Origin of the sequence: Pseudoalteromonas galatheae (assembly GCF_005886105.2) — a bacterium.
GTDB lineage: Bacteria > Pseudomonadota > Gammaproteobacteria > Enterobacterales > Alteromonadaceae > Pseudoalteromonas > Pseudoalteromonas galatheae.
Genome location: NZ_PNCO02000002.1, coordinates 790,390 through 811,664, shown reverse-complemented (window position 1 = coordinate 811,664; position 21,275 = coordinate 790,390). Strand labels below are relative to the sequence as shown.

At 43.8% G+C, this 21,275-nt stretch carries 18 protein-coding genes; 8 read left to right on the top strand and 10 right to left on the bottom strand.

Annotated features, from left to right (window positions below; all coding sequences use genetic code 11):
* Positions 1–14: 14 nt before the first annotated feature.
* Entirely contained in the window at positions 15–188 is a 174-nt protein-coding gene (locus CWC29_RS21555; protein ID WP_167815468.1) for a hypothetical protein, read from the bottom strand.
* A gap of 169 nt (positions 189–357) precedes the next feature.
* On the opposite strand from CWC29_RS21555, the gene CWC29_RS21550 reads away from it, so the two are divergent.
* The gene (locus CWC29_RS21550; RefSeq protein ID WP_128727370.1) at positions 358–1,041 is read left to right on the top strand and encodes a DUF4386 family protein; all 684 of its coding nucleotides are present in this window, start codon (positions 358–360) and stop codon (positions 1,039–1,041) included.
* Positions 1,042–1,049: 8 nt separating this feature from the next.
* Here the strand turns inward: CWC29_RS21550 and CWC29_RS21545 are convergent, their stop codons facing one another.
* Positions 1,050–2,243, bottom strand: coding sequence for a helix-turn-helix domain-containing protein (locus CWC29_RS21545; protein WP_128727371.1), 1,194 nt, complete (start codon positions 2,241–2,243; stop codon positions 1,050–1,052).
* Positions 2,244–2,449: 206 nt separating this feature from the next.
* On the opposite strand from CWC29_RS21545, the gene CWC29_RS21540 reads away from it, so the two are divergent.
* Both CWC29_RS21540 and CWC29_RS21535 read left to right on the top strand, forming a co-directional pair.
* Positions 2,450–2,908 (top strand): DUF6326 family protein, encoded by a 459-nt coding sequence (locus CWC29_RS21540; protein WP_128727372.1) that lies wholly within the window; start codon positions 2,450–2,452, stop codon positions 2,906–2,908.
* A gap of 83 nt (positions 2,909–2,991) precedes the next feature.
* Entirely contained in the window at positions 2,992–3,981 is a 990-nt protein-coding gene (locus tag CWC29_RS21535; RefSeq protein WP_138523242.1) for a tetratricopeptide repeat protein, read from the top strand.
* A 282-nt stretch (positions 3,982–4,263) separates the two neighbouring features.
* On the opposite strand, the gene CWC29_RS21530 is transcribed toward CWC29_RS21535, so the two are convergent.
* The 4 genes from CWC29_RS21530 to pdxR all read right to left on the bottom strand — a co-directional run bounded on the left by CWC29_RS21530 (position 4,264) and on the right by pdxR (position 8,861).
* Positions 4,264–6,390 (bottom strand): multicopper oxidase family protein, encoded by a 2,127-nt coding sequence (locus CWC29_RS21530; RefSeq protein WP_167815467.1) that lies wholly within the window; start codon positions 6,388–6,390, stop codon positions 4,264–4,266.
* 281 nt (positions 6,391–6,671) lie between these two features.
* Positions 6,672–7,076 (bottom strand): lysozyme inhibitor LprI family protein, encoded by a 405-nt coding sequence (locus tag CWC29_RS21525; RefSeq protein ID WP_128727375.1) that lies wholly within the window; start codon positions 7,074–7,076, stop codon positions 6,672–6,674.
* 17 nt (positions 7,077–7,093) lie between these two features.
* Complete coding sequence (locus CWC29_RS21520) at positions 7,094–7,411, bottom strand: RNA-binding protein (RefSeq protein WP_138523238.1); 318 nt, start codon at positions 7,409–7,411, stop codon at positions 7,094–7,096.
* Entirely contained in the window at positions 7,404–8,861 is a 1,458-nt protein-coding gene (pdxR, locus tag CWC29_RS21515) for a MocR-like pyridoxine biosynthesis transcription factor PdxR (protein WP_138523236.1), read from the bottom strand. The genes CWC29_RS21520 and pdxR overlap by 8 nt, the downstream gene beginning before the upstream one ends.
* A gap of 96 nt (positions 8,862–8,957) precedes the next feature.
* Between pdxR and CWC29_RS21510 the strand changes: the two genes are divergently transcribed.
* The 3 genes from CWC29_RS21510 (at position 8,958) to CWC29_RS21500 (ending at position 11,196) form a co-directional block, all read left to right on the top strand.
* Positions 8,958–9,533, top strand: a complete 576-nt coding sequence (locus tag CWC29_RS21510; protein ID WP_138523234.1) for a GNAT family N-acetyltransferase — start codon at positions 8,958–8,960, stop codon at positions 9,531–9,533.
* The gene (locus CWC29_RS21505; RefSeq protein ID WP_138523232.1) at positions 9,530–10,111 is read left to right on the top strand and encodes an FMN-binding negative transcriptional regulator; all 582 of its coding nucleotides are present in this window, start codon (positions 9,530–9,532) and stop codon (positions 10,109–10,111) included. Before CWC29_RS21510 ends, CWC29_RS21505 begins: the two co-directional genes overlap by 4 nt.
* Before the next feature lie 71 nt (positions 10,112–10,182).
* A complete protein-coding gene (locus CWC29_RS21500; protein WP_193554572.1) occupies positions 10,183–11,196 on the top strand; it encodes a DUF5924 family protein in 1,014 nt (337 codons plus the stop codon).
* 779 nt (positions 11,197–11,975) lie between these two features.
* On the opposite strand, the gene CWC29_RS21490 is transcribed toward CWC29_RS21500, so the two are convergent.
* The 4 genes from CWC29_RS21490 to CWC29_RS21475 form a co-directional block, all read right to left on the bottom strand.
* Positions 11,976–13,751: an FAD-binding oxidoreductase gene (locus CWC29_RS21490; protein ID WP_128727380.1), complete on the bottom strand. Its 1,776-nt coding sequence runs from the start codon at positions 13,749–13,751 to the stop codon at positions 11,976–11,978.
* Positions 13,744–15,507, bottom strand: coding sequence for an alpha-keto acid decarboxylase family protein (locus CWC29_RS21485; protein WP_138524906.1), 1,764 nt, complete (start codon positions 15,505–15,507; stop codon positions 13,744–13,746). Before CWC29_RS21485 ends, CWC29_RS21490 begins: the two co-directional genes overlap by 8 nt.
* On the bottom strand, positions 15,494–17,368 hold the full coding sequence (locus tag CWC29_RS21480) for a flavin monoamine oxidase family protein (RefSeq protein ID WP_138524904.1): 1,875 nt from the start codon (positions 17,366–17,368) through the stop codon (positions 15,494–15,496). Before CWC29_RS21480 ends, CWC29_RS21485 begins: the two co-directional genes overlap by 14 nt.
* A gap of 339 nt (positions 17,369–17,707) precedes the next feature.
* Positions 17,708–18,577 (bottom strand): hypothetical protein, encoded by an 870-nt coding sequence (locus CWC29_RS21475; protein ID WP_128727383.1) that lies wholly within the window; start codon positions 18,575–18,577, stop codon positions 17,708–17,710.
* Between the two features lie 544 nt (positions 18,578–19,121).
* On the opposite strand from CWC29_RS21475, the gene CWC29_RS21470 reads away from it, so the two are divergent.
* Both CWC29_RS21470 and CWC29_RS21465 read left to right on the top strand, forming a co-directional pair.
* Positions 19,122–19,982, top strand: coding sequence for a hypothetical protein (locus tag CWC29_RS21470; RefSeq protein ID WP_128727384.1), 861 nt, complete (start codon positions 19,122–19,124; stop codon positions 19,980–19,982).
* Between the two features lie 58 nt (positions 19,983–20,040).
* Positions 20,041–21,249 carry a cysteine desulfurase family protein gene (locus CWC29_RS21465; protein WP_128727385.1) on the top strand — a complete coding sequence of 403 codons (1,209 nt, stop codon included), beginning with the start codon at positions 20,041–20,043 and terminating at the stop codon, positions 21,247–21,249.
* The last annotated feature ends 26 nt before the right edge of the window (positions 21,250–21,275 follow it).

Below are 21,275 nucleotides of genomic sequence, written 5' to 3'. Positions count from 1 at the left end.
CTGCAAACCTCACTTCAACAGCATAGCGAAGCGTCGCTATGCTGTTTACCTTCACCAAATCGCATGATAACCATATCAGCCACTTCGATGGATTCACCTGCTGCCTGTGCAGTGATCATGATGCGAAATGGTAACCCAAGTACAGATGGTAAAACACCAAACGATCCTGATGGCAATGTAGATAGCATCGTTCATCTTTAATATGGCTTAGAGAGCACCTGAAGGTGCTCTTCTCCTCTCCCGAATTCCCTGCTCAATAAACTATTGTTACAAATAAACACACCCTACTCTGGAGCTGATACTTAATATGTTGCTAAACTGAGTACAACAATAATAAACGAGTTTTACAGGTGTACTATGTCATTACAAAAATGGGGAGGTGTCGCGGCACTCACAGAAGCCGCGACTTATTTGTTTGGTTTTGTTTTATTTTTTGGGGTATTAGACTCAAGTGAGCACAATACACCAGCGCTTTATCTAGATTTCTTTGTGCAAAATCGCGATACCTTTTTTCTTGGTTATATCGTGATTGGGATTATCTTCAGCTTTGCCCTGATTGTGTTGGTGCAAGCAATTCATCAACGCTTTAGCACAATGTCACCTGACTGCATGAAGTTTGCTAGCATTGTAGGCTATATTTGGGCGGCGATTGTCCTTGCCAGTACCATGATTTTTTTAACTAGCATTGAAGCGATTGCAAAATTTCATGAAATGGATCCGACACTTGCGTTAACGATCAATCGCACCATTTCGATAGTGGTAGATGCACTTGGCGGTGGCATTGAATTAGTTGGTGCGATTTGGGTGTTAGCAATCAGTTGCATCGGTCTCAAACATAAAATATTTAGCCCACTGCTCCATTATTGGGGTTTGCTTGTAAGTTTGGCTGGGGTTTTAACATTATTTTCAGGTTTATCTTTCCTTGCCAAAAACCCATTTTTTGAAGTTACCACAGCTATATTTGGTCTCGGACAAATCCTATGGTTTATAGGGCTTGGCGTCCTACTACTCAAAGAAAGTTCAACGACTTCGCCGCGATAACCCGCAACCTATTCACAAGTTTGCCGAGCGTGTTGTTTCCTAAACTCGCCCGGCGTAACCCCTGTCTCTTTCTTAAACGCCTTATAGAATGAAGAGCGGGCGTTAAAACCAACGTCTAGAGCAATCTTTAGCACGGAATCTGCGCTAGTCAATAGTTCCGATTTTGACGCTTCTATTCGCCATTGGTTTACAAAGTCGAAAAAATTTACCCTCAGCGTTTCATTTAATGTTTGAGAAAGATAATTGGGTGAAACGCCACTGGCATCCGCCAGTTTTTTAAGAGTTAAATTAGCATCCATATAGAGCTTTTTATCTCGCATCACTCGAGTAATTTTATCGACAATTCGCGCTGACTGCTCGCCACTAAGTGCTGATTTTCTGTATTTGTCTGGTGTAGTTTTATGCTTTGTAGCGTCCAGACCTTCAACCGCATGCTCAATTTTCTCCCTCGCCAAACCTACTGGCAACATCGGTGTATGTTGCATTGCAAAAAAGGTGACACACCAAATAAGTATTAGCGCCGTGAATACTTCCGCTCTCAGTGTCAGTAGCGCTTGGCCAAGCAAATTGGATATAGAAACAGAGAATAGCGCAAATATCCATATACATATCGCTGCAAAAACCAGCCTTCTGGTAGTGTAGAGCCGGCGGTCGTCAAGGTTAGAGTAATGATTTTTTAACTGCCTTTTGAAAGCCAGCAAACGCTTCATTATTACCGCAAGTGTGACGCTACATTCTATTAGCCAAAGGCACATAAGGACCAGCATAATGCCTGCAAGTATTGATGAATATAATCCGCTCGGATCCTCATCACTAACAAAGAGCGCACTGTGCTGCTCAGGAGGTAAAGCACCTATCGCGACAGATACTGCCATCGCAGGCCACAGTAAAATAAACGCGTTAAGATCTGCTTTACTGAACGCCTCTTGCCTTTGCTCTGTCAGCCCAGCAATGTACAACCTTAGTGTAGGACAAAGTACAAATAGCATCGGAAAGCCAATAACGGTGTACGCTTGATACCAACTGGGAAACAAATGGGGCACGATGACATTGAGGGCAAGTACTCCGCAGGCTGTAAGAAACAACATCAACGGCAGGCGATAAACACGCGTCTTTTTGTTTATCATTAGCATTGGCACGCTGAGTACAGTTTGCCCAATGAGCATTGCAGTGAGCACCATAACGATAGGATCAACCACCATTCACTCCTGAAACTTGAAACAAACCTATCCGTAATACTTTGTTTTTCATACTTTTAAATTTAAAGAACCTTAAATCATGTCCGCGCCTTTACGCAAGGACGACAGCTCAGCCAGTGATAGTTAGTCTTACTCCATCCCTTAGATAAAGATGAGGGAAGAGCTCTAACATCTGAATAGATAAGCCAATATGACTTAAGGAAACAAGTATGACAACTGCAGCAGCAACTGGTCAGTCAACTCACAGCGCCAATACACATAAAAAGGTCGCCACACTGTGGTTATTGGTCATGTTAAATATGATTTATGCCGATATTTTGGCCTTTGTCTCCGCATTTATAACTCCTGGAGTAATAGAAACGTTGATGACGGGCTATTCCGGCTCGGTCAAATTATCACAACCGCTACTACTGATCTCTGCCATTCTTATCGAGATCCCAATTGCAATGATTTTTCTGTCTCAGTATCTTAACTATCACCTAAACCGAGCCTGCAATTTAGTCGCCGTCGTATTGACCTTTTTGTTTATACTCGGTGGTGTTGAAACAGATCCATTCTATCTATTTCTTGTGGCTATTCAGCTCAGTTTACTTCTGACGATCGCTTGGACAGTGATTAGGTGGCGAATGCCGCACGGCTCCAATCAATACAACGCTATAAATGAGTAATCAAAACATACTTATTACCGCTCTCAAACCACGTTCAAAACAAACGCCACAACCAAACAATGACATTCAAAGGAGTATCCACAATGAAAACGAGTCACTTAATACCACTGGCTATGCTAATGTTTAGCGCCCTGACCAACGCCACCAGCCTAGAGCAAGGCCAGACTGAGTTCGATAACGGCAATTACCGCCTAGCACAGTCCATACTACAAGAAACCAAGAGCAGTGATGTTCGTAAGCCTTTAATGTTGGCTCGTATTGCGCTGAAAAGCGATCAACCAGACGTAGCACTGCAACACATAGAAAACGCTATCCAAAGTGAGCCTAAAAACGCTGAACTTTATTTCTGTCATGCTGAAGTCGTCGCGGTACTTGCCGAAAAAGCTAGCATTTTTAAGATCTCTGGCTACATCAAAAAACTCAAACGTTCGTTCCTTAGGGCCGTGGAGCTCGCACCAGATAATGCCAATTATCGTAGCGCTTTGATCAAGTTTTACCTCAATGCGCCCGCTATGTTTGGCGGTGATGAACAAGAGGCTATCAAACATATCAAGCAGTTAGAAAAAATAGATCCCTTCGCCGCACACCTAGCACGATTACACCTTTATGCGAAGTTAGATGATAAAGCCGCCTTTGCTCACTCACTCGAAACGGTATCAAAAGATTTTGGCACGGAACCCGAACTCTATTACACCTTAGGTATCGTGTATCAAGAACAAAAAGAGCTTGAGCCTGCTTTACATCAACTTCGTAAGGCAGCTCGAATGGAAGCAACGACGCCAGAGCAGAAAAAAGCCAAGTACCGCTCACTTGTACTTATTGGAACACTCAGTCAACAGCTAGCACGCCACCATAACGAGGGGGCAGCCGCCTTGCGTCAATACCTTGAAGAAGCTACCCCGAGCTACGATATGCCGGACAAAAGCCAAATCAAGTTTCAGCTAGCGACGATCGCCAAAGCCCAAAACCAAGTGGCAACTGCACAACAACTATTACAAGAAGTGATAGCCGAAGCACTAAGTAAAGCACTTAAGAAAAAAGCGCAATCAGCACTTGGCAAGTTAGCAAGTTAGCAATAGATCTAACTGGGTAACTTTTTTGTCACAGCTGTTGTAAATCAGGCTTTGTGCAGGTTTCATATTGCGGTGAATCTAATTTATACAAACATGGGCAAACTTTGCGCTTATTTGACAGACAAATCTTGCCCCTATCTCGCTCTAAGTTCTACTACCATCTGGGTAATAGAGCTTAGAGACTGACGAATTTACTTACCAAATAGCGAGCGATTAGAAGTACATACGCCCCTGTTAGCGAAAAGCTTGCAGCTAAAGATGCGTGCGTTACTAGCGTTTAAGCTAGTTACTCTCAACTAATTTTACTTTTTGCATCATGCCCTGATCTTCATGATCTAGAATATGGCAATGCAATACAAACTCTCCTGTGTACTGTTTTTTTACATCGCCAGTAAATCCAGGGAGTGATGTTGGATAACGATATTTACTGTAAATCACTGTATGTGGTGCAGTTTTAGATTGCTTCTCACCTTTGTGTTTATCGTCAGGCGAGTCGTTATCTTTTTCTATCGCCAATGTATCCCGCCATACCCATTGCTGCTCACCGTCAGGACCTATTCTTGACGCGTAAAATGGATTCACATGAATGTGGAAAGGATGCATTGGAGCAAGGCCTCGGGTACACAAATCCCATCTTTGCCATGTACCAAGAGTTAATTCTCGATTACTAATCTCACCATAAGGCTTGCCGTCAACAGAGAAAATAAGGTCTTTGGATTTTTCTTCGTCTGAAAGCTTATTATCATCAGGAAGCACACCATTATTAACGTCTTTATTCCCTATATTCTCACAGCTGAAATCTACTTTTTTGCTCTGTGCGCTTTTTATCGCTCTATCCACGGCAACACGTGAGCCCAAGTAAAACATCATACTTTCTTTATCCGTACTCTTGTCCATGGCTTTTATTTCAGCTTGAGTTGGTGCTTCATGGGCTCGATATTGCGCTAGCCCAGCGCTAGTTGGTAATACGGCTTCGGCCTTAGAAACGGGTTCTCCGGTTACCACAATTTGCATCAGTTCTGCAGTATCTTCTGGCACACCTTGAAGTGATTTTTGTGGCACAGAATCCAAATCCACTAGCCAGTAAACCCCTTCTTTGCTCGGAGCTTGATAAAGATAATCTGCTCGATATCCTGGCTGTAACGGCTCAGTTGAGGATACCGCACTGCTAAGATCCCATTTGTCCAAACGGCCTGTGTTTAAACCATCAACAGAGATCTGATTCAAGTAGCCTAATGGCTTAGGGTTGATATCCTGTTCCCAATTAGGTTTACGAACAACAGAAAGCTTAATTGTTTCACGTACACCAGCATGGATAAAGCGCCAACGCTGAATTTCATTGGGCCGCATAATTACTTTGGGTACAACCTGACCATTGATTAAGGTTCTCCGCTTAGTTTGTTGCCATTCGCCGGGACCAAAGATGTCAAAGTCTTTGCCGTCTATCTGGCAAACTGGAACACCAGCTGGTCGATTTTTAGCATCGTAATATTCGATTTGCCCATGACAGTCGTAAGCAATCTGTTGAAGCACAATAACTTGCTCTTTCTTGCCTTTTATCTGAGGTTGGTTTTGAATATCCTTTTTGGGATCTCCACCTTCGATAATAATGGCCCCGGCCATCCCGCTAGATACTTGAAGTGCAGTTGAACCATGTACATGCGCATGGTACCAAAAAGTCCCCTGAGGATGAGATTTTGGTATTCTTACTTCATATTGAAACCCTTTCCCGGGTTTAACTTCCAATAGTACGTTGTCACTTTGCTTGCTAGGTGACACCCACAGGCCATGAGTGTGGAAGTTAGTCACATTAAAATTATGCGGCGTGTTCATCTCCTCTGCATCCTCTTTAGACATCTTTATATCGGAGTGATGTCCTGCGTGTTCGGAGCTTGCACATAAATAATTTTGATCTTTTTTACCAGTATAACTCTCGCAAGTTGGTAAGCGATTCTCTAGGCGAAATCTTAAAATATCTCCAGGTGCCAGTTTAAGTGTTGGCCCAACGAGCGCACTCTTAAATTCTTTTTGATCGCCTTGCTTGTAAGCATAATTTCTTAACCAAGTATTACATTTGGCTATTTTGTTTTGTTGATACTGTACTGCCAGCGTAAAGTCTAGCGCTCCATTTTCTGACTTAAGCACATCAGGCGCAGTCAACGATTTAAGCTCAGGTTCAATATACTCATATTTACAATCATTTTGCTTTGACAACACATCGCTGGGGACGACACCAATTGGATTATAGTGTTCAACATCAAAGTAAACCGGTGTATAGCCTGAGTGGTTTGACTGACTTGATTGAGTTGAATGATTTGAGTGACCGATGTGCTCGCGTTTGGCATCCTCAACAACAGCACATGAAGAGGACAAGATAGCACTCAAAATCAGTAACATTGGATTTCTCATACGCTGCTCCCTAACGTTCATTAATATTGTGTTAAGAATATATAATAGTATCAATATTACAGCGCAAACATTACACTACATTACATTACTGAAAAGCATTCATAGTTACGGATCGCCTACCTTTTGGGTTGAGGTAATATGCTAATGATATTAAGTGACGCACTACTTTAAAACAGAAAAGTAGTATTAGTCGCCCGCCCCACACCTAGCGGTAACCAACGTACCGACTTGCATATAGACAAGGCAGCTTTAGATTGAGGAGCAGTCGGAGTGTCGGGAGCCTATTGTGGCTCAGGTAGCACTGGTGGCGTACTATCCATATAAGTCAAAAAGTTAGCCCAAAGAGTGTGAGTTCTGGTTTTAACTAATTCCTTACGACATTCGAGCGCCATCACACCGCGAATAGTGCCTTCTCGCCATTGGGTATATACCGCACCGCAGTGGGCATCGAGATAGCTTTGCCACGCCAACTGCGAGGCCTTAATCGCTTCCACCAGTTGCTCATCAAAGGCATTATGTTCAAGGCTTTTTTGGTAGTAACGTTCAAGTGTTTCAGTTCGCGCGTTAAGTTCGCTCATTGCACACTCATTGATGTCTATGGTTGAGATAGGGTTTTCACACACATCTCCTCCCGCCAACGCGATTTGGTAATTTAATAAAAACAATGCGGCCGCGATTAGTCTCATGGTATTTCCTTTTGTGTTTAACCTTTAATGAGTTTCAACATATTACCGATGGAATCGAAGTTAATTCCACCCATCAGCTCCGGATTATTCAACGCATAGAGGTAATCATCTATCAAGGTGCAGTCAACCTCGTCACGCAGCTCAACAAACCCAGCCCAATTTTCAAGTTCATCTTCGTCGATTTCACCACTGAGATACTTTGCCAATACCACACTTAACATCGCCTTGCTAATAATAAGCGATACTGCGCTGTTGTCGCTCAGTAGTATATTTAACGCCTGCGCTTTGTGTGGGCCGAATGTAACAAATTCGACCAGTGCTTGTTGCTTATTCATGATTTTTCTCCAGCTCTGCGACCAAGGCAAATAACTCACCCAGCCCAGCTTGCTGATGCTCGACTTCTTGCGCCGCAAAGCCTAAGCGAATATGACTTAAACTACTAGCCTTATCGAGGGTAAATTCAGGTTCACATTGTACGTAAATCCCTTTTTCACGTGCTTTTTCAGATAATCTCGAGACATCGCGTTTGCTGTTTACCCAATACGCCATACCGCCTTGTGGCACTTCAAAATCAATATCTAACTTAGCTTTAAGCTCGCTTAGGTGCTGCGCCATCGCCTGATGTCGTCCTTGATAGGCTTTGGTCATGCGGCGTAAATGACGCTCAAACCCGCCCTCTTCCATCCAGTAAGCCACAGCCAACTGGGTAAGCGCATCATTTTTGTGATTAAGTAGCTGCTTACGTGCCACCAATTGCGCAAGCACATCTGCCCGCGCACTCATATAACCCACACGAGCACCAGCAAACATGATTTTTGAAAAGGTAGAAATATAAATCACAATACCACTTGGATCGCTTGCCGCCATAGGCTGTAACGGTGGGCAGAGATAATGAAACTCATGGTCGTAATCGTCTTCAATAATAAATACGCCATACTGCTGGCACAGCTGATAAATCGCCATGCGCCTCGGTACAGACAATGTGACCGTTGTAGGATATTGATGCAGTGGCGTTAAATACAGCAACTTCACCTTATTTTGTTCAAGGCAGCGCGCCAAGGCCTCCACTTTAATGCCTTCTGCGTCTTGTGCTAAAGCAAAAATTTCAGCACCTGCATTGGTAAAAGTATGCCGCGCAGGAGGATAACCAAGCATTTCGATGGCAACACCATCACCTGGGTTTATAAATGCATTTGCCACCAATGAGAGGGCTTCTTGGGAGCCATTGCAAATCAGTAAGTCATCACATACCAACCCCCTTGCTCGGCGCAAATATGCCTGAATTTGGGATTTCAGTAACGCGCACCCCGCAATGTCTGAATAGTGAAAATGACTGACATTGGTTTTGCGACATGCCTTTACCAAAAACCGCTTAAACTCATCATAGGGAAAGGCATGAAGATCTGGTAAGCCCCCTGCAAAACTATAGCGGTAGGCCGAACGCTTAGTGCTGCTTACTGGTGTTAGTGTTTTAGCAAATTGCGGCACGATTCGTGGTGTAGAAGCCACTTTAGTGTCTATCTGTTGGCTACTGAAAATAGGCAGTTCAGTATTGACTCGATAGCCGCTACGTTCTTTAACCACTAGCCAGCCTTCAGCTACCAAGTTTTGTAGGGCATTCATCACCGTGTGACGATTCATACCATGTAACTCAGCCAGCTTTCGGGCTGAAGGAAGTTTGTCACCGGGAGTGAGCTTACCTTCGGTAATGGCACTGCGCAAAACATCTGCTAAGCGTTTATGTTTAGCATCGTGAGACTGTGTTTTTGGGCTAATAGAAATCAAAAGTGGTCTAATTAAATTATTAAATCTGGTTGTTTTATATCAACCAAAATCAGCGCAATATGCAAGCATTAAAAATACAGAATGAATGGAATATCGATGCTTTCAAAACAAACGCTAGAATCCAATCGCGTCAAGCTCACCCCACTTGAAGCCGCGCATTTACCTGAGTTATTGGCTCGAGGCAAAAAAACTGAGATCTGGAAGTGGGTATTTAACAATTATTGTCGCGATCAAAAAACCATAGAGCAGTGGTTTTACGGCTCTGCACAGTTTGATGAAAGCGAGCAACTGGTTGTTGCAATCATAGATAAAGACTCAGGTAAACTGGCTGGTAATAGCCGCTTGTTTAGACTTGATAAACTCAACCTAAGTGCCGAGATTGGCCATACTTTTATCGGCACTGAATTTCAACGCACGCATGTTAATACCCACGCCAAATACCTGTTGCTTAAATATGCCTTTGAAGCGATTGGATTGGTGCGTGTGCAATTTCAAACTCATGAATTTAACCATAAGTCTCGTAATGCCATCTCACGTCTCGGTGCCCATTTTGAAGGATTGTCGTTAAAAGATAGGCGCCTGCCCGATGGAAGTTATCGTAATACGGCACGATTTGCCATCACCGACGAGATGTGGCCTGAAGTGAAAGCAAGATTGGAGGAAAAGTTATGAGCTACCCAAGAAACTATTACGTTGAAAGCAATCCAAACATACTCAGCTCTGTGATCACAAAACACCCGCTGGCCACGCTGACAGTGATACAAAAAGGCAAGTTAAAGACGGTTTTTGTACCGCTAACATTAAGTGATGACCATGCTTATTTACTTGGACACGCAACAAAAGACAACCCGATTTTTCACACAGGCGGTATTATCCAAGCAATCTTTCACTGTGAAGATCATTACCTCTCACCCGCTGTTATCTCTGACATTAAGCTCCCCACATGGTTGTACGCAAATGTGATCGTTGAAGGTGAGCTCGCACTTATTGCTACTGATGTTGAAAAATACGCGTCAATGCAAGCGCAAATAACGCATTTTGAGCAGTTTTCAAATAGTGATTGGCAGCTTGATAACGTGCCTGCCAATCAGCGTCAGTCGCTGTTTAACGCCATTAACTTTTTCAAGATTAAAATCAATTCGATGCATGGCGCTTTTAAGTTAAGCCAAAACCAGTCGAGTGACATTCGCGCATTAATCAAAACACACTTAACGCCATCCAAACCAATATTAGCAAGTTATGTGTGTTAATTACTAAACTCATACTGCATTCATGGTTGAAGTGTTTGAATCTTAAAGACCAGCAAGCAATTTCTATCTCAATGCGTTATTTCAAAAACCTAATAACAAAATTTATTTTGATGATGCAGAAGTGGCCGGGCCTAATGGCGTTGTTGGCTTTTTGCAGTGGTATAGCGAGCTTTATTTTAGTTGAACGTAAAGAGTCGTTTTCACAGATCATCGCTCTGCTTTTACTCACCAGTTGGCTGTGGCTTATTATTGACAACTGGCTACGCGACCAAGTTGAACAACGCTTTGGTATTGTGTTGTCACCCAACTTTATGCGCTTTGCTCTGCAAATGGTGCAACAGGAAAGCCTGTTCTTTGCACTGCCTTTTTTCTTGGCTGCCACAACATGGAATCATCCACAGGCCGCGTTTACCTGCTTAATTGCACTCTGCGCGTTTATCTCCGTTGTGGACCCGATATATTACAAAAAGCTAGCTCGCCATAATGTGCTGTTTATGGTTTTCCACAATTTTGCTTTGTTTGTTGTGATTTCAGTTGCGCTACCTATTTTGCTTCACCTGACAACTGACCAAAGTATACAAATAGCGCTAGTGACCGCCATTGTGCTTACCCTACCGAGCCTTGGCAATGTCATGCCAAACGCAAGATGGTGGCGTTTTCCCTTATTGGCTCTGCTACTAAGTGCACTTAGCGCTGGTTTGTGGCAGTTACGTAGCTGGGTTCCCCCTGCGGCCTTACGGCTCAACGACATTGCGCTGGCTTATGAGGTTGATAGGCAGCAACGAAAGCCGGTGAACAGCATTCAACATCTCGATAGCCATTCGCTTCACGAACAAGGCTTGTACAGCTGGAGCGCAGTAAAAGCACCGCGGGGACTAAACGAAAAAATCTTTCACGTGTGGGTACACAACAAACAAGTGGTTGACCGAATTCCCTTAAATATTAGCGGTGGACGCGAGGAAGGTTATCGAGCTTGGAGCCATAAGAACAACTTTCCGGCCGACTCAACCGGTAAGTGGGAGGTGCACGTTGTCACCAGTTCAGGACAATTGATTGGCCTAAAAAAATTTACTGTTTCTCCTTAGGAGATCTTTAAGATATTACAACCAACTACTGAAGCCGAGGCGCGGTGATAATTTTATTATGATATGGTTAAGCGCCTCTTTTCTAACTCAAGGAAGTCTATGACTGATTTTTCCATTTTACCGGACGAAAACTCAAAGCGATTTGTTGCTGTGCTCAATAAAAAGGTTGAAAACGGTTTACCCCCCGTTTAGGCGCACTCGGTTACTCAAAGACCGCTTATTAGTCGCTTTGGCGATTAATAAAAACAACAAGATCGCTGTGTAAAACAGCTCCTACCCAGTAGTGAGTCATGCTTGTAGGAGGCGATTCACTCGCCGAGCAGTTTATGTTTCCCAACGAATTTTTGATGAAGACCCCCCACTCATCTCACCCACCAAAAATTCAATATAAAAACAGCAAGATCGCTGTGTAAAACAGCGCCTACCCGGTAGTGAAGTCATGCTTGTAGGAGGCGATTCACTCGCCGAGCAGTTTAAGTTTTCAACGAATCTTTGATGAAAAAAACCAGCTCTCACCAGCCAAAAATTCAATATAAAAACAACAAGATCGCTGTGTAAAACAGCTCCTACTCGGTAGTGAAGTCATGCTTGTAGGAGGCGATTCACTCGCCGAGCAGTTTATGTGTTTCGACAAATACTCGTTGAAGAATTTATCCCTCTAACCTAAGCCCAAAGCCCGACATAAAAACAATAAGATCGCTGTGTAAAACTGCGCCTACCTCAAGATGAAACCAAGCAAAAAGCCGATACTGGCTTTTTGCTCTTCGCATTTAACACTATTAAATAATTGTCTTACGGGTTCTTAGGCGATTGAAATTGACGTAAACCTCTTTACCACAGTCTAATTTAACAGTGAAACCCGAATACTCCTCTTTGATTTCAATGAGTTTTTCGTAATTCTCTTGGAAGTAGGTTTTCGTCGGAATGGATGCGTCTTTAAAGCTGATAAACGCGCCGTATGCCCCTTCTATGGTGGTGTCGCGGCTAACCTCAATCCAATCAAGTGCACGGTTTACATAGCGGTAGACTGGATTTGCTTGACCAAGGCGTTTGCTGTCGTAACTGCCGTCGTACTTTAACTCAGTATTCCACCAAGTTTGGTATTGAATGGTGTACTGCGCCGTTGTATACGGGAAGGCAACACGTTTCTTAGCATCATCACATGTATCATTGGCATAAAACTTACCCGAAATGGCACCTAGAGTGACATAACTAAATAGTCCAAGTGGGGCATTTTGTGCAAACAATAAAGGCGATGTGAGTGAACGCAATAGCGCCAACTTGCCTTGTTCGGTAAGGCCAGACTCACGCACGAGCTTTGAGGTGATTTTGTGTGGCGCTGGGGCGTCGAAGTCTGGTGTAAATGGTTCACCATCAAGGCTTGCGGCAAGCGTCCCCTTTAATCCCAGCTTTTTGAGGTTAGCCACAGAGTTTCGTGACCAGTCAGACATCAATGCTTCGCTATAGTTCTGCTTGGTGTCCGTGCCTGTCACCTGCACTTTAGCAGCAGGAAAATATTGCTTAGCAAACTGAATCAGCGCTTTTTCGGAGCCTTGCCAATAACCATACATGGTACTTGGGTGCTTTAAGGTCTTTTCGTAGCCAGATGACTTTTCACACTCGCTAACATCTGGGACCGCGTTGATTTTTAGGTTAGTACCAACTAAGTTCTCGGTATCCTTTCCCGTGTCGTTAATGGCATTTTCCCACTGGCTGAGCAACTGCCAAGTTGCTAAGTCTGTAGAGCCAACTGCCTCATTATTCCAGTTAATTTCAAAGCGGTGGATTTCTTCAGGTAGCTCAAAAGCTTTGACTCTAAACTCCGTCACTATTCCATAGCTTAACGCTCCGCCTCCGCGTAGCGCCCATAATAGATCTTCATTTTCAGTTTCAGATACCTCAACTCTTGAGCCATCTTGCAAAATAACCGTTGCACCAACGAGTGACTCACAGCACATTCCTTTTGCTCGCGTCCATGGGCCCCAACCACCGCCTTGAATATACCCAGCTAACCCAACCGTGGCGCAAGTGCCATGTGGAATGGTTAACGGTGGAATATCCTTGTAACCAGATTCTGCAAGCTTTGGGACTAATTGATAAAAGCGATAGCCCGAACCAATATGGGCAATATAATCGTCGCCTTTTTTCTCGATGGAGAAGTCTTTTAAACCGCTTAAATCCAGCAACACCACATCTGTGCCGCTGCACTCCCCTTCATGATCATGGCCACCTGAGCGCACCCGAATGGGTAAGTTAAACTCTATCGCTTCTTGATAGGCACGCATCACATCATCAGTATTGTTACACATTACAATCACCGAGGGCGAAAACTGAAATCGTGTGTTAAAGATAAGCGCTTTAGCTTGATATTCTCTGAAGCGCTCCATCGAAGTATCACCCGTTGGCAATAAAGTAAGTAACTGCTTTGCAGAAAAGCCATGTTTGCTTTCTAACGCAAGTATAAAACCTTGTGTCGCGCGCCAGTAGCGGTCAATACGCTTTTGTGCTTCGTCTAACTGATATTCTGGGATAGGTTTGCTGATTTGCTTAGGCATTATTGTTTCCTTGTGCTGTGTTCTTTCCACATGGACAGTCGTCCACTTTTTTACCCGTAATGGCTTCGGCGAGATCCTGTATCGCCGGTGCGAGGTCTTTTTTATCAAGATTTACTTTAATGAGGTACGGCTTACATGGATTTTCATGAAGCGTAGCAAAAACCCCATTTAGATCCGCGACGGTCTCTACATGTAAATATTCGACAAAATACGCGCTCGCTAATGATTTATAGTCCCAACGGTGTAAATCATCAAATGGTGCAAATGCGCCCGCAGGAGTAAACGCACAGATATCAACAAACGACTGCTCAATTGCATACACTTGATTACTCATTACAAACACTGCCGTATTGAGTTTATTATGGCTAATGGTAGACAGTGTTTGGCACATCATCATGAATCCACCGTCGCCCGCAACCACAATACTACGTCGATTGTCAGCCAAGGCTGTGCCAAGTGAACAACCGGTTTCATGACCTAACGATCCCCAAGCTGCGTCACTAATAAAGCGACTTTCTTCAATACCAGTTAAACGAGCCGCCATATAAAGCGAAGAGCTTTCACCTAAAATAAGGTTGAAGTCACGCACCTTCTGGCATCGGGCTAGCTGCTTCTGGTATGTGCAAAAGAAGTTTTCGTAGGTGATGGCATCGCAATCATGCACGGGACTGTTCAAATAGGGGTTTTCCGGCAACGAGCAAAGCGTACGATGCTGCATGGGATAATGCTCAATATACACCGTTAAATCATCAATAAACTGTGCTAAATCGATACCACCAAAACGCTCGCAGTTACCAATTCTTGCTTCGCCCATATTCACGCGGATCAATTCGTTGTCTTGCGTTTTTAACATGGTCAGGTAGTCATCAGTGAATATTGCCCCCAACGCTAAAATGCAATCTCGTTTGCTAACAAAGTCAAACGTTTCAGGCCATGACGCTTCACCCGCATAGGTGCCAACAAACAGCTCCTTCCCGAGCCCTTGCGCCTCACTTAATACTGATTTGGCTAGCGTGGTCGTGGTATACGGAATATTGAGATTACAGAGCAAGTTTTCGACTTCCCTTTGTATGCCAAGTCGCGTGATCTCTATGCCTAATAATACCAACGGCTTCTCAGCTTCTTTGAGTCGGTTGATTACTTTATCGAGTAAATTTGCCATCATCGTAGGATTAGATGCGGGTCTTGGGATCACTAAATGGCCATCTGGTTTATCACAAGCTGCGCCCCACACGTTTTGCCATGCTTCTAGATAAATAGGCCGCTTTTCACTCATGGCAAGGCGTAACACATTGTCAATAATGTCAGGAGCAGAAGCGGGATCCGAAAGAATTTCACTGGCGACAGTGACATTTTCAAACACCTTTTTATCTGCGCTATAGTCGCCGGTAGAGTGATGAAATAACACGCCTGTTTCTTCAATATCTACACGGTTTTCAGCCGACGGACTTGCCGATATAACGACAACAGGATTACGCTCGACATAAGCGCCGGCTATCGCGTTTAATACGCTGAACGTGCCAACGCCGTATTGCACCGACACCGCGCCAATACCTCTGTATCTTGCATATCCATCCGCCGCGTAGCCTGCCCCTAGTTCGGTTACATCGCCTACAGCGTCAATACCTGGAAAGTTGTCCAGTGCGGTCATAAATTCTTGCACATAGTCACCAGGCACTTGAAACACCTTATCAAGGCCCAACTGCCTTAACCGCCACAGTAAATGGTCAGCAACCGTAAAATTAGCGGTACTCATGATTAATACCTCGATAAGCGAATTCAGTGACTTCGTCCAGCGTGTCCGAACTGGCATTTGGCTGCTGCGCTGAATGCTGACACGAGCAGCCACCTTTACGGCAATCTACTGGTAAGTAGTTGTGGTGTGACTCAAGCCACTGTTCATACTGTGCTTTGTCTTTAGATAACCACTTCGGTGTTGGTAAAGCAAAGAACTCAGCCAATGTTGATTCAGCCGTATTTAACGCTCCTTCAACCCAGCCTTGTTCATAGGAGTACGCTTCGCCAACAATATAGATTTCTTCGCTTGCAACAGGGTGGCGCATTCTGCACATGATCTCATCGAGACGATAATTGGCTTTCCATTCATGCCAGCCACCGCCATAAGGGTCATCCCCCCACTCTTGATAGATTGCAGAATATGGCATTGGGAGTGCTTTTTGATTATGTAACGCTTGAATTTGGCGATGTGCCGCTTCAACCATCCCGGTGGTAATTTGATACTGATTTTTAGGTACTATCTCATTTTCGGTATAACCTTCTGCACCATAGGCTGGCATAAAGCCTTGGTAATGCTCGCCCTTTTCTAAGCCTTTCCAATAAGGAATAGTGCCAATATCATTGTATGAAGCCATTAGCAGCGAGTTGGTATTGGGCTCACCATAGGTATGCTCCACTTTACATACTTGTTCGCCTTTTTCGTTAGTCTCGTATTCAAGGCATTCTTTTTGGTCGCATTCCGTGCCCATGTAATAAGTTTGACGGATTGGTAAGTCAGTCACAGAGCGACCAGCAACAAGGCCCAAACTGCGCCACCAAGGTTGCTCGTAAGCCATAAACATCTTAATCGCTTTTTGGATAAGCACAGACGGAATGTTTTCTTTTAACCAAGGGTCGTCAAAGAACGGCGATTCAATCAGCTCAAGCGAGCGCCTTGGCATAGCCAAAATAAGCCGCTTCACTTTAACGCTGTACGCTGGAACATCTTTATCAACCACTTTCCCACTGCTGTTCACTTGTGTTGGTTGAAAGGTGAGTTCATAACGATACTCGCCACAATGATGCAGCTCAATTTTTGCAAGTCGATGCAACATATTAACGCGCTTACAGCGGTCAAGGCAGCCCGGTGCCGCTGCAAACTCTTCACATAACTTCAGCGGTAACGCCTGAAAACCATCTTTGAGGGTCTTAAATACTGTATCATCGCTATATTCAGTGGCAGGCAACTGAGTAACCGCGCTGGCATTCGCCACATTAGCATCGTAGCCCCCCGCTTCTTTCATAAAAAGGTATGCTTCGTTACTCAACACATGCTCAAGCAAGTTCCAAAAGCCAAAGCGCCAGATTTCCTTGCCAAACACTTTGACTTTCATCTGCTCTGCGAGAGACATATCGGCAAATCCCGGGCAGATGAGGTTCATGACTTTAACTTGAAGATCTTCCGGTCCATAGCCTCGCTCTGTTTCTTCAAGCTTGTATGGGATTTTGTCTGGGCATTCTGCGAAATCACGATATCTAAAATATTGCCCTCGCAGGTAAAAGAGGTTGTTTTCACTACCTGCTTCAGGGGAGCTTTCTGCATTTGAAGGGTATAACGGCAGCTTTGAGCCCATTGGGAAGTCTTTGGTTTGGAGCTTTAGCTCATCCACCAGCGTACTCACCATCACATGATCATCAGGAATAAAGCGCATTCCACCAAGCTCAGCCACGACGTTGGGTAACCCCGGAAGCGTGCGACTGTACAAACGACCACCGATACGATCGCTATACTCAAATAAGCCTATGCGATGTGTATCACCAAGCTCTTGTTGAAGACGCCATGCACTATAGACACCCGATACACCGCCACCCACAATGGCAATATCTAGTTCTTTACTCATCTTAATATGCTCCTTTAGGCTATTACTCTAAAAGCATATTTAAGGGTGGTGATTTTATCTATTACATCAGGTTACAAGGGGTTACAGTGCAATTATGGCTAGTATAAACATCGTCTTTAATAAACTAGCATCACCTTACTGGTTTCTTGCTCAGCAAAAAGCACCATTATGTTCAAAAAGTTAAAATTAAGTTTCACAAAAACAAAAGGTTGCTGTGTAACACAGCCCTACTCCGTAATGAAAACATGCTTGTATAAGGCGGTTCACCCGCCGAACCGTTATGAATGTTGACAAATCCAAAACCGTAAAGCTTTACCCTGTTTTGTACTCATCTTTGGCTTAATTACTCAACAGCCTTATCTCGTTTCTGGTGGGCGCGTTTGAGACATGAAAATGCTCAACTTCAACATCATTTCCAAATACTTGTGTAAGTAAGTCTGAAAATTGCTCTGAAGTGCGCTCGGGATCGAGCGTGTAAAGCGGCTTTAGCGCTTCTTTTTCTATGCCTTTTTGCTTTGCAAGTTGAAGTAGCTTACTACCCATATCAGCAAAACCATTGCCATCCATACTGCCAACAACTTCGCCTTTCACTTTGAATACCGCAACTTGAGGCGCTTGATCAAACATCAGTTTACTTCGCAAAAATTCATCTCTCGCTAGTTGTTCTTGATGGTTAGCTTGCCTGCGCGTATTCATTTCATCGTGAACAAAACTTTTATACGAACGGCCATTAAAACGTTCAAAAACTTCAGCATTGGTTGGACGATTATTTTCGCCATAAACTTCAACTTTGCCGGAACTGGAGTACTGTTGCTGAACTAACGCTTTAAGCTGATTAATATCACCATTGGCTTGCTCTATCAAAGCTTCGACTCCACCTTTACCTGTAATGTGTCCTTTGTCATTTTGATAGGCCATCAATTTGCCATCGACCACTATACCTAATTGCACCTCCCGCGCTTGCCCATGATGCAAGTATTGCCGCTGGGCCGCCTCTGGAGAGACTTCACTGAGCTCGAATACCTGACTTAAATGAGTCATTTGTTCATGTGATACCCGAGTGACCTTTTCTTCATCAACCATGTACATTAGGTTGGTTTTCCCCACTAGGTCCTTAGGGTTCTCTTGGCTATGCAGATTTGACTGTTCAGCTCTCCCTCTTTGGGTGTAAACGTTCATATTTATGCTATTCGTCGAATTAACGTGCATGACTCCACTCCTTGCTTTCAGATAGTAACTTTATTTATTTTTAGCCTGCCTCATACAGCAATAAATAAGCCAAGCTTTATTCAACCACATGAAAGTAGGAAAACTCATTCACATATAGCAATTACAGTTCTACTTGATATTTATTGCTTCTAACTGGAGAACTGAGTTCCCAAAAAAGGGCAAATTGTTGCCACGATCAAAAGGGGTGAGTCACATTACTCCTCCTTAGATCATAGAGATAACTTGGTATCTGCTAATTGGTGGTGTAACGAGCCGAACAATTGAAATGAAAGTTTCACACAAAAACTTTCAAAAAACTCAATTTTTATGCAAACAAACGTTGACCTTACCACCGTGTCAATCTTTACAGTTACTTAACCAATTTAACCAAACCTTAAGCATGACTTCACCTTGATTAACACTACTGAACTCATGGAGTACGGAAATTAATTTCCGTTTGATGTCCTTTTATTGGAGTTAATTAGGCGCAGCAGCCAAGGATAGTGAACACATTTAACTCAACAAAAAAATAGAGACTAACGAAATGAAATTAAAAGAAAAAATGGTTGGAAAAGTAGAGCAAAAACTCCTAGATATGATACGCATGGATGTCGCTGAACACTACCCGACAGTCTCCGCCTTTTATCTAGAAGGTGGACATTTTGATCCGCGTTATTCCGCAACCGAATTCTCGATAGATTCAATGGTAAAGGTGTTAAATGTCGCAAATAACGCGATTCTAGAGCACAAGAAAAAACTCAAAGTGGTGCTTGGCGTGTTGATAGACGATCTGGGCTTACAGTGTGGTAGTGAGTCTTGTGATATTTCTGCATCCCCAGCAATGACCAGCGACAGCCAAGGGCTTGCGCCATTACCTGACGAGCTAGAAGCCGTATTAAGTGATTACAGCATTGTAAAACGCGACCGCTTAGTGCTTCAGGGTGAGCGCAATTGTAAAAACCGTGGGATCCAATCTTTACGTAAAATCATTGCGCAAGATTTAGCAAGTTTCCCACAATTGTCACTCGCAACGAGCAGCGGTGTAACTAAAGTTCTATTCGAAAACAGTAAGGGAGTAAACATCGTTTTAGCTGAATCAAAAGATAAGGATATATGGACTGCAAAATGCCCGCTTATTATGGCGCAGCACTATAAAGATACATACCAAAAAGCACTGAAAATGAACCCTCAGGCAGGGGTATTCCACATTATGGACTTCTCTGAAATGGATGACTTTCACAAAGTCGTGAACGGTACTGAAGTAGCGTTAGGACTTTTCCTACAAGACGAAAGCCTTGGCGATAATATCGTTAAGATCTCCAATATCTTCTTGTCTGACTTTGATATGGAAGATTATTCCATTAACACCCAAACCAGCACCCTAGCCGAAGCTTGCGACGCGTAACGCACGCATTTATCCGCATCAATTTGACTGTTGCCCCAATTTTATACGGAGATTTTTTATGTCACTCATTACAGCACTAGAGAGTAAGTCCACCACGGAAGCGTCGCTACGCTTTCCTATCTATTTAGATCATAACGCCACAACACCGTGCGACGAAGCAGTGTTACAAGCCATGTTACCTTACTTTTGTAACGACTTTGGTAATGCTGCGAGCATGTATGGTTTACATGGCTGGAACGCCCATAAAGCGGTCGAACAAGCCCGTGAAAAAATTGCAGGTGCCCTTGGCGCACAACCTGAAAATTTTATCTTTACTTCTGGCGCGACTGAAAGCAACAACTTAGGGATCCGCGGCGTGTTTCGTGCTTGTAATCACAAAGGCAAGCACATTATTACCTCGTCGATTGAGCACCCTGCAACGCTTGCAACTCTTAGAGATCTAGAACAGGAAGGCGCTCGCGTTTCTTATCTTGCGCCGTTACCAGATGGCAGCTTTGATATTGACGCAATGAAGGCCGAAATCACGCCAGAAACGATTTTAATCACCGTGATGTACGCAAATAACGAAATTGGCACCATTAATCCAATCGACGACATTGCCTTTATTGCAAAGCAACATGGCATTCTATTTATGTCTGACGCCACACAAGCGCTAGGCAAGGTCGATATCAATCTAACCACTTGCCCGATTGATATTTTAACTTGCTCGGCACACAAAATTTATGGCCCTAAAGGGGTTGGCGGCCTGTATTTAAGACATCAGCATGGCAATAGAGTGGTTGATATTAGACCGCAGATCACCGGTGGTGGAAGCGAGCAAGGACTACGTGGTGGCACGTTAAATGTGCCTGGCATTGTTGGTTTTGCCAAGGCTGTGGAACTTGCACAACGAGAACTGAGCAATGGCGCAATTGACAAAGTTGAGCAGTTAAGAGACAAGCTAGAAGATGGTTTATTGGAGCTACAACAGGTGCAGGTCAATGGCATGAGCGAAGAAAGACTCCCTCATGTTTGTAACGTCTCTTTTCATGACACCGACGGTAAAAAAATGCTGAGCTTATTAAAGAAAAGCATCTCAGTCAGTACCGGCTCAGCTTGTTCGTCAAGCAACCTATCGCCGAGCCACGTATTAACCGCACTTGGGCTATCGGATGAACTGGCACAGGCAACCATACGTTTTAGCTTAGGCAGGCATACTACAGAAGCCGAAATTGACTTCGCACTCAACAAAGTTAGAGAAGTCGCAGCGCTAACTTTGCGTGTCTAAATAAAACTAAATTATTCTAGAATAGA

Bases quoted from the DNA above. Each gene is read 5' to 3' on its own strand.
- CWC29_RS21555 (WP_167815468.1), bottom strand. From the start codon at position 188: ATGCTATCTACATTGCCATCAGGATCGTTTGGTGTTTTACCATCTGTA.
- CWC29_RS21550 (WP_128727370.1), top strand. From the start codon at position 358: ATGTCATTACAAAAATGGGGAGGTGTCGCGGCACTCACAGAAGCCGCG.
- CWC29_RS21545 (WP_128727371.1), bottom strand. From the start codon at position 2,243: ATGGTGGTTGATCCTATCGTTATGGTGCTCACTGCAATGCTCATTGGG.
- CWC29_RS21540 (WP_128727372.1), top strand. From the start codon at position 2,450: ATGACAACTGCAGCAGCAACTGGTCAGTCAACTCACAGCGCCAATACA.
- CWC29_RS21535 (WP_138523242.1), top strand. From the start codon at position 2,992: ATGAAAACGAGTCACTTAATACCACTGGCTATGCTAATGTTTAGCGCC.
- CWC29_RS21530 (WP_167815467.1), bottom strand. From the start codon at position 6,390: ATGAGAAATCCAATGTTACTGATTTTGAGTGCTATCTTGTCCTCTTCA.
- CWC29_RS21525 (WP_128727375.1), bottom strand. From the start codon at position 7,076: ATGAGACTAATCGCGGCCGCATTGTTTTTATTAAATTACCAAATCGCG.
- CWC29_RS21520 (WP_138523238.1), bottom strand. From the start codon at position 7,411: ATGAATAAGCAACAAGCACTGGTCGAATTTGTTACATTCGGCCCACAC.
- CWC29_RS21510 (WP_138523234.1), top strand. From the start codon at position 8,958: ATGCTTTCAAAACAAACGCTAGAATCCAATCGCGTCAAGCTCACCCCA.
- CWC29_RS21505 (WP_138523232.1), top strand. From the start codon at position 9,530: ATGAGCTACCCAAGAAACTATTACGTTGAAAGCAATCCAAACATACTC.
- CWC29_RS21500 (WP_193554572.1), top strand. From the start codon at position 10,183: ATGCGTTATTTCAAAAACCTAATAACAAAATTTATTTTGATGATGCAG.
- CWC29_RS21490 (WP_128727380.1), bottom strand. From the start codon at position 13,751: ATGCCTAAGCAAATCAGCAAACCTATCCCAGAATATCAGTTAGACGAA.
- CWC29_RS21485 (WP_138524906.1), bottom strand. From the start codon at position 15,507: ATGAGTACCGCTAATTTTACGGTTGCTGACCATTTACTGTGGCGGTTA.
- CWC29_RS21480 (WP_138524904.1), bottom strand. From the start codon at position 17,368: ATGAGTAAAGAACTAGATATTGCCATTGTGGGTGGCGGTGTATCGGGT.
- CWC29_RS21475 (WP_128727383.1), bottom strand. From the start codon at position 18,577: ATGCACGTTAATTCGACGAATAGCATAAATATGAACGTTTACACCCAA.
- CWC29_RS21470 (WP_128727384.1), top strand. From the start codon at position 19,122: ATGAAATTAAAAGAAAAAATGGTTGGAAAAGTAGAGCAAAAACTCCTA.
- CWC29_RS21465 (WP_128727385.1), top strand. From the start codon at position 20,041: ATGTCACTCATTACAGCACTAGAGAGTAAGTCCACCACGGAAGCGTCG.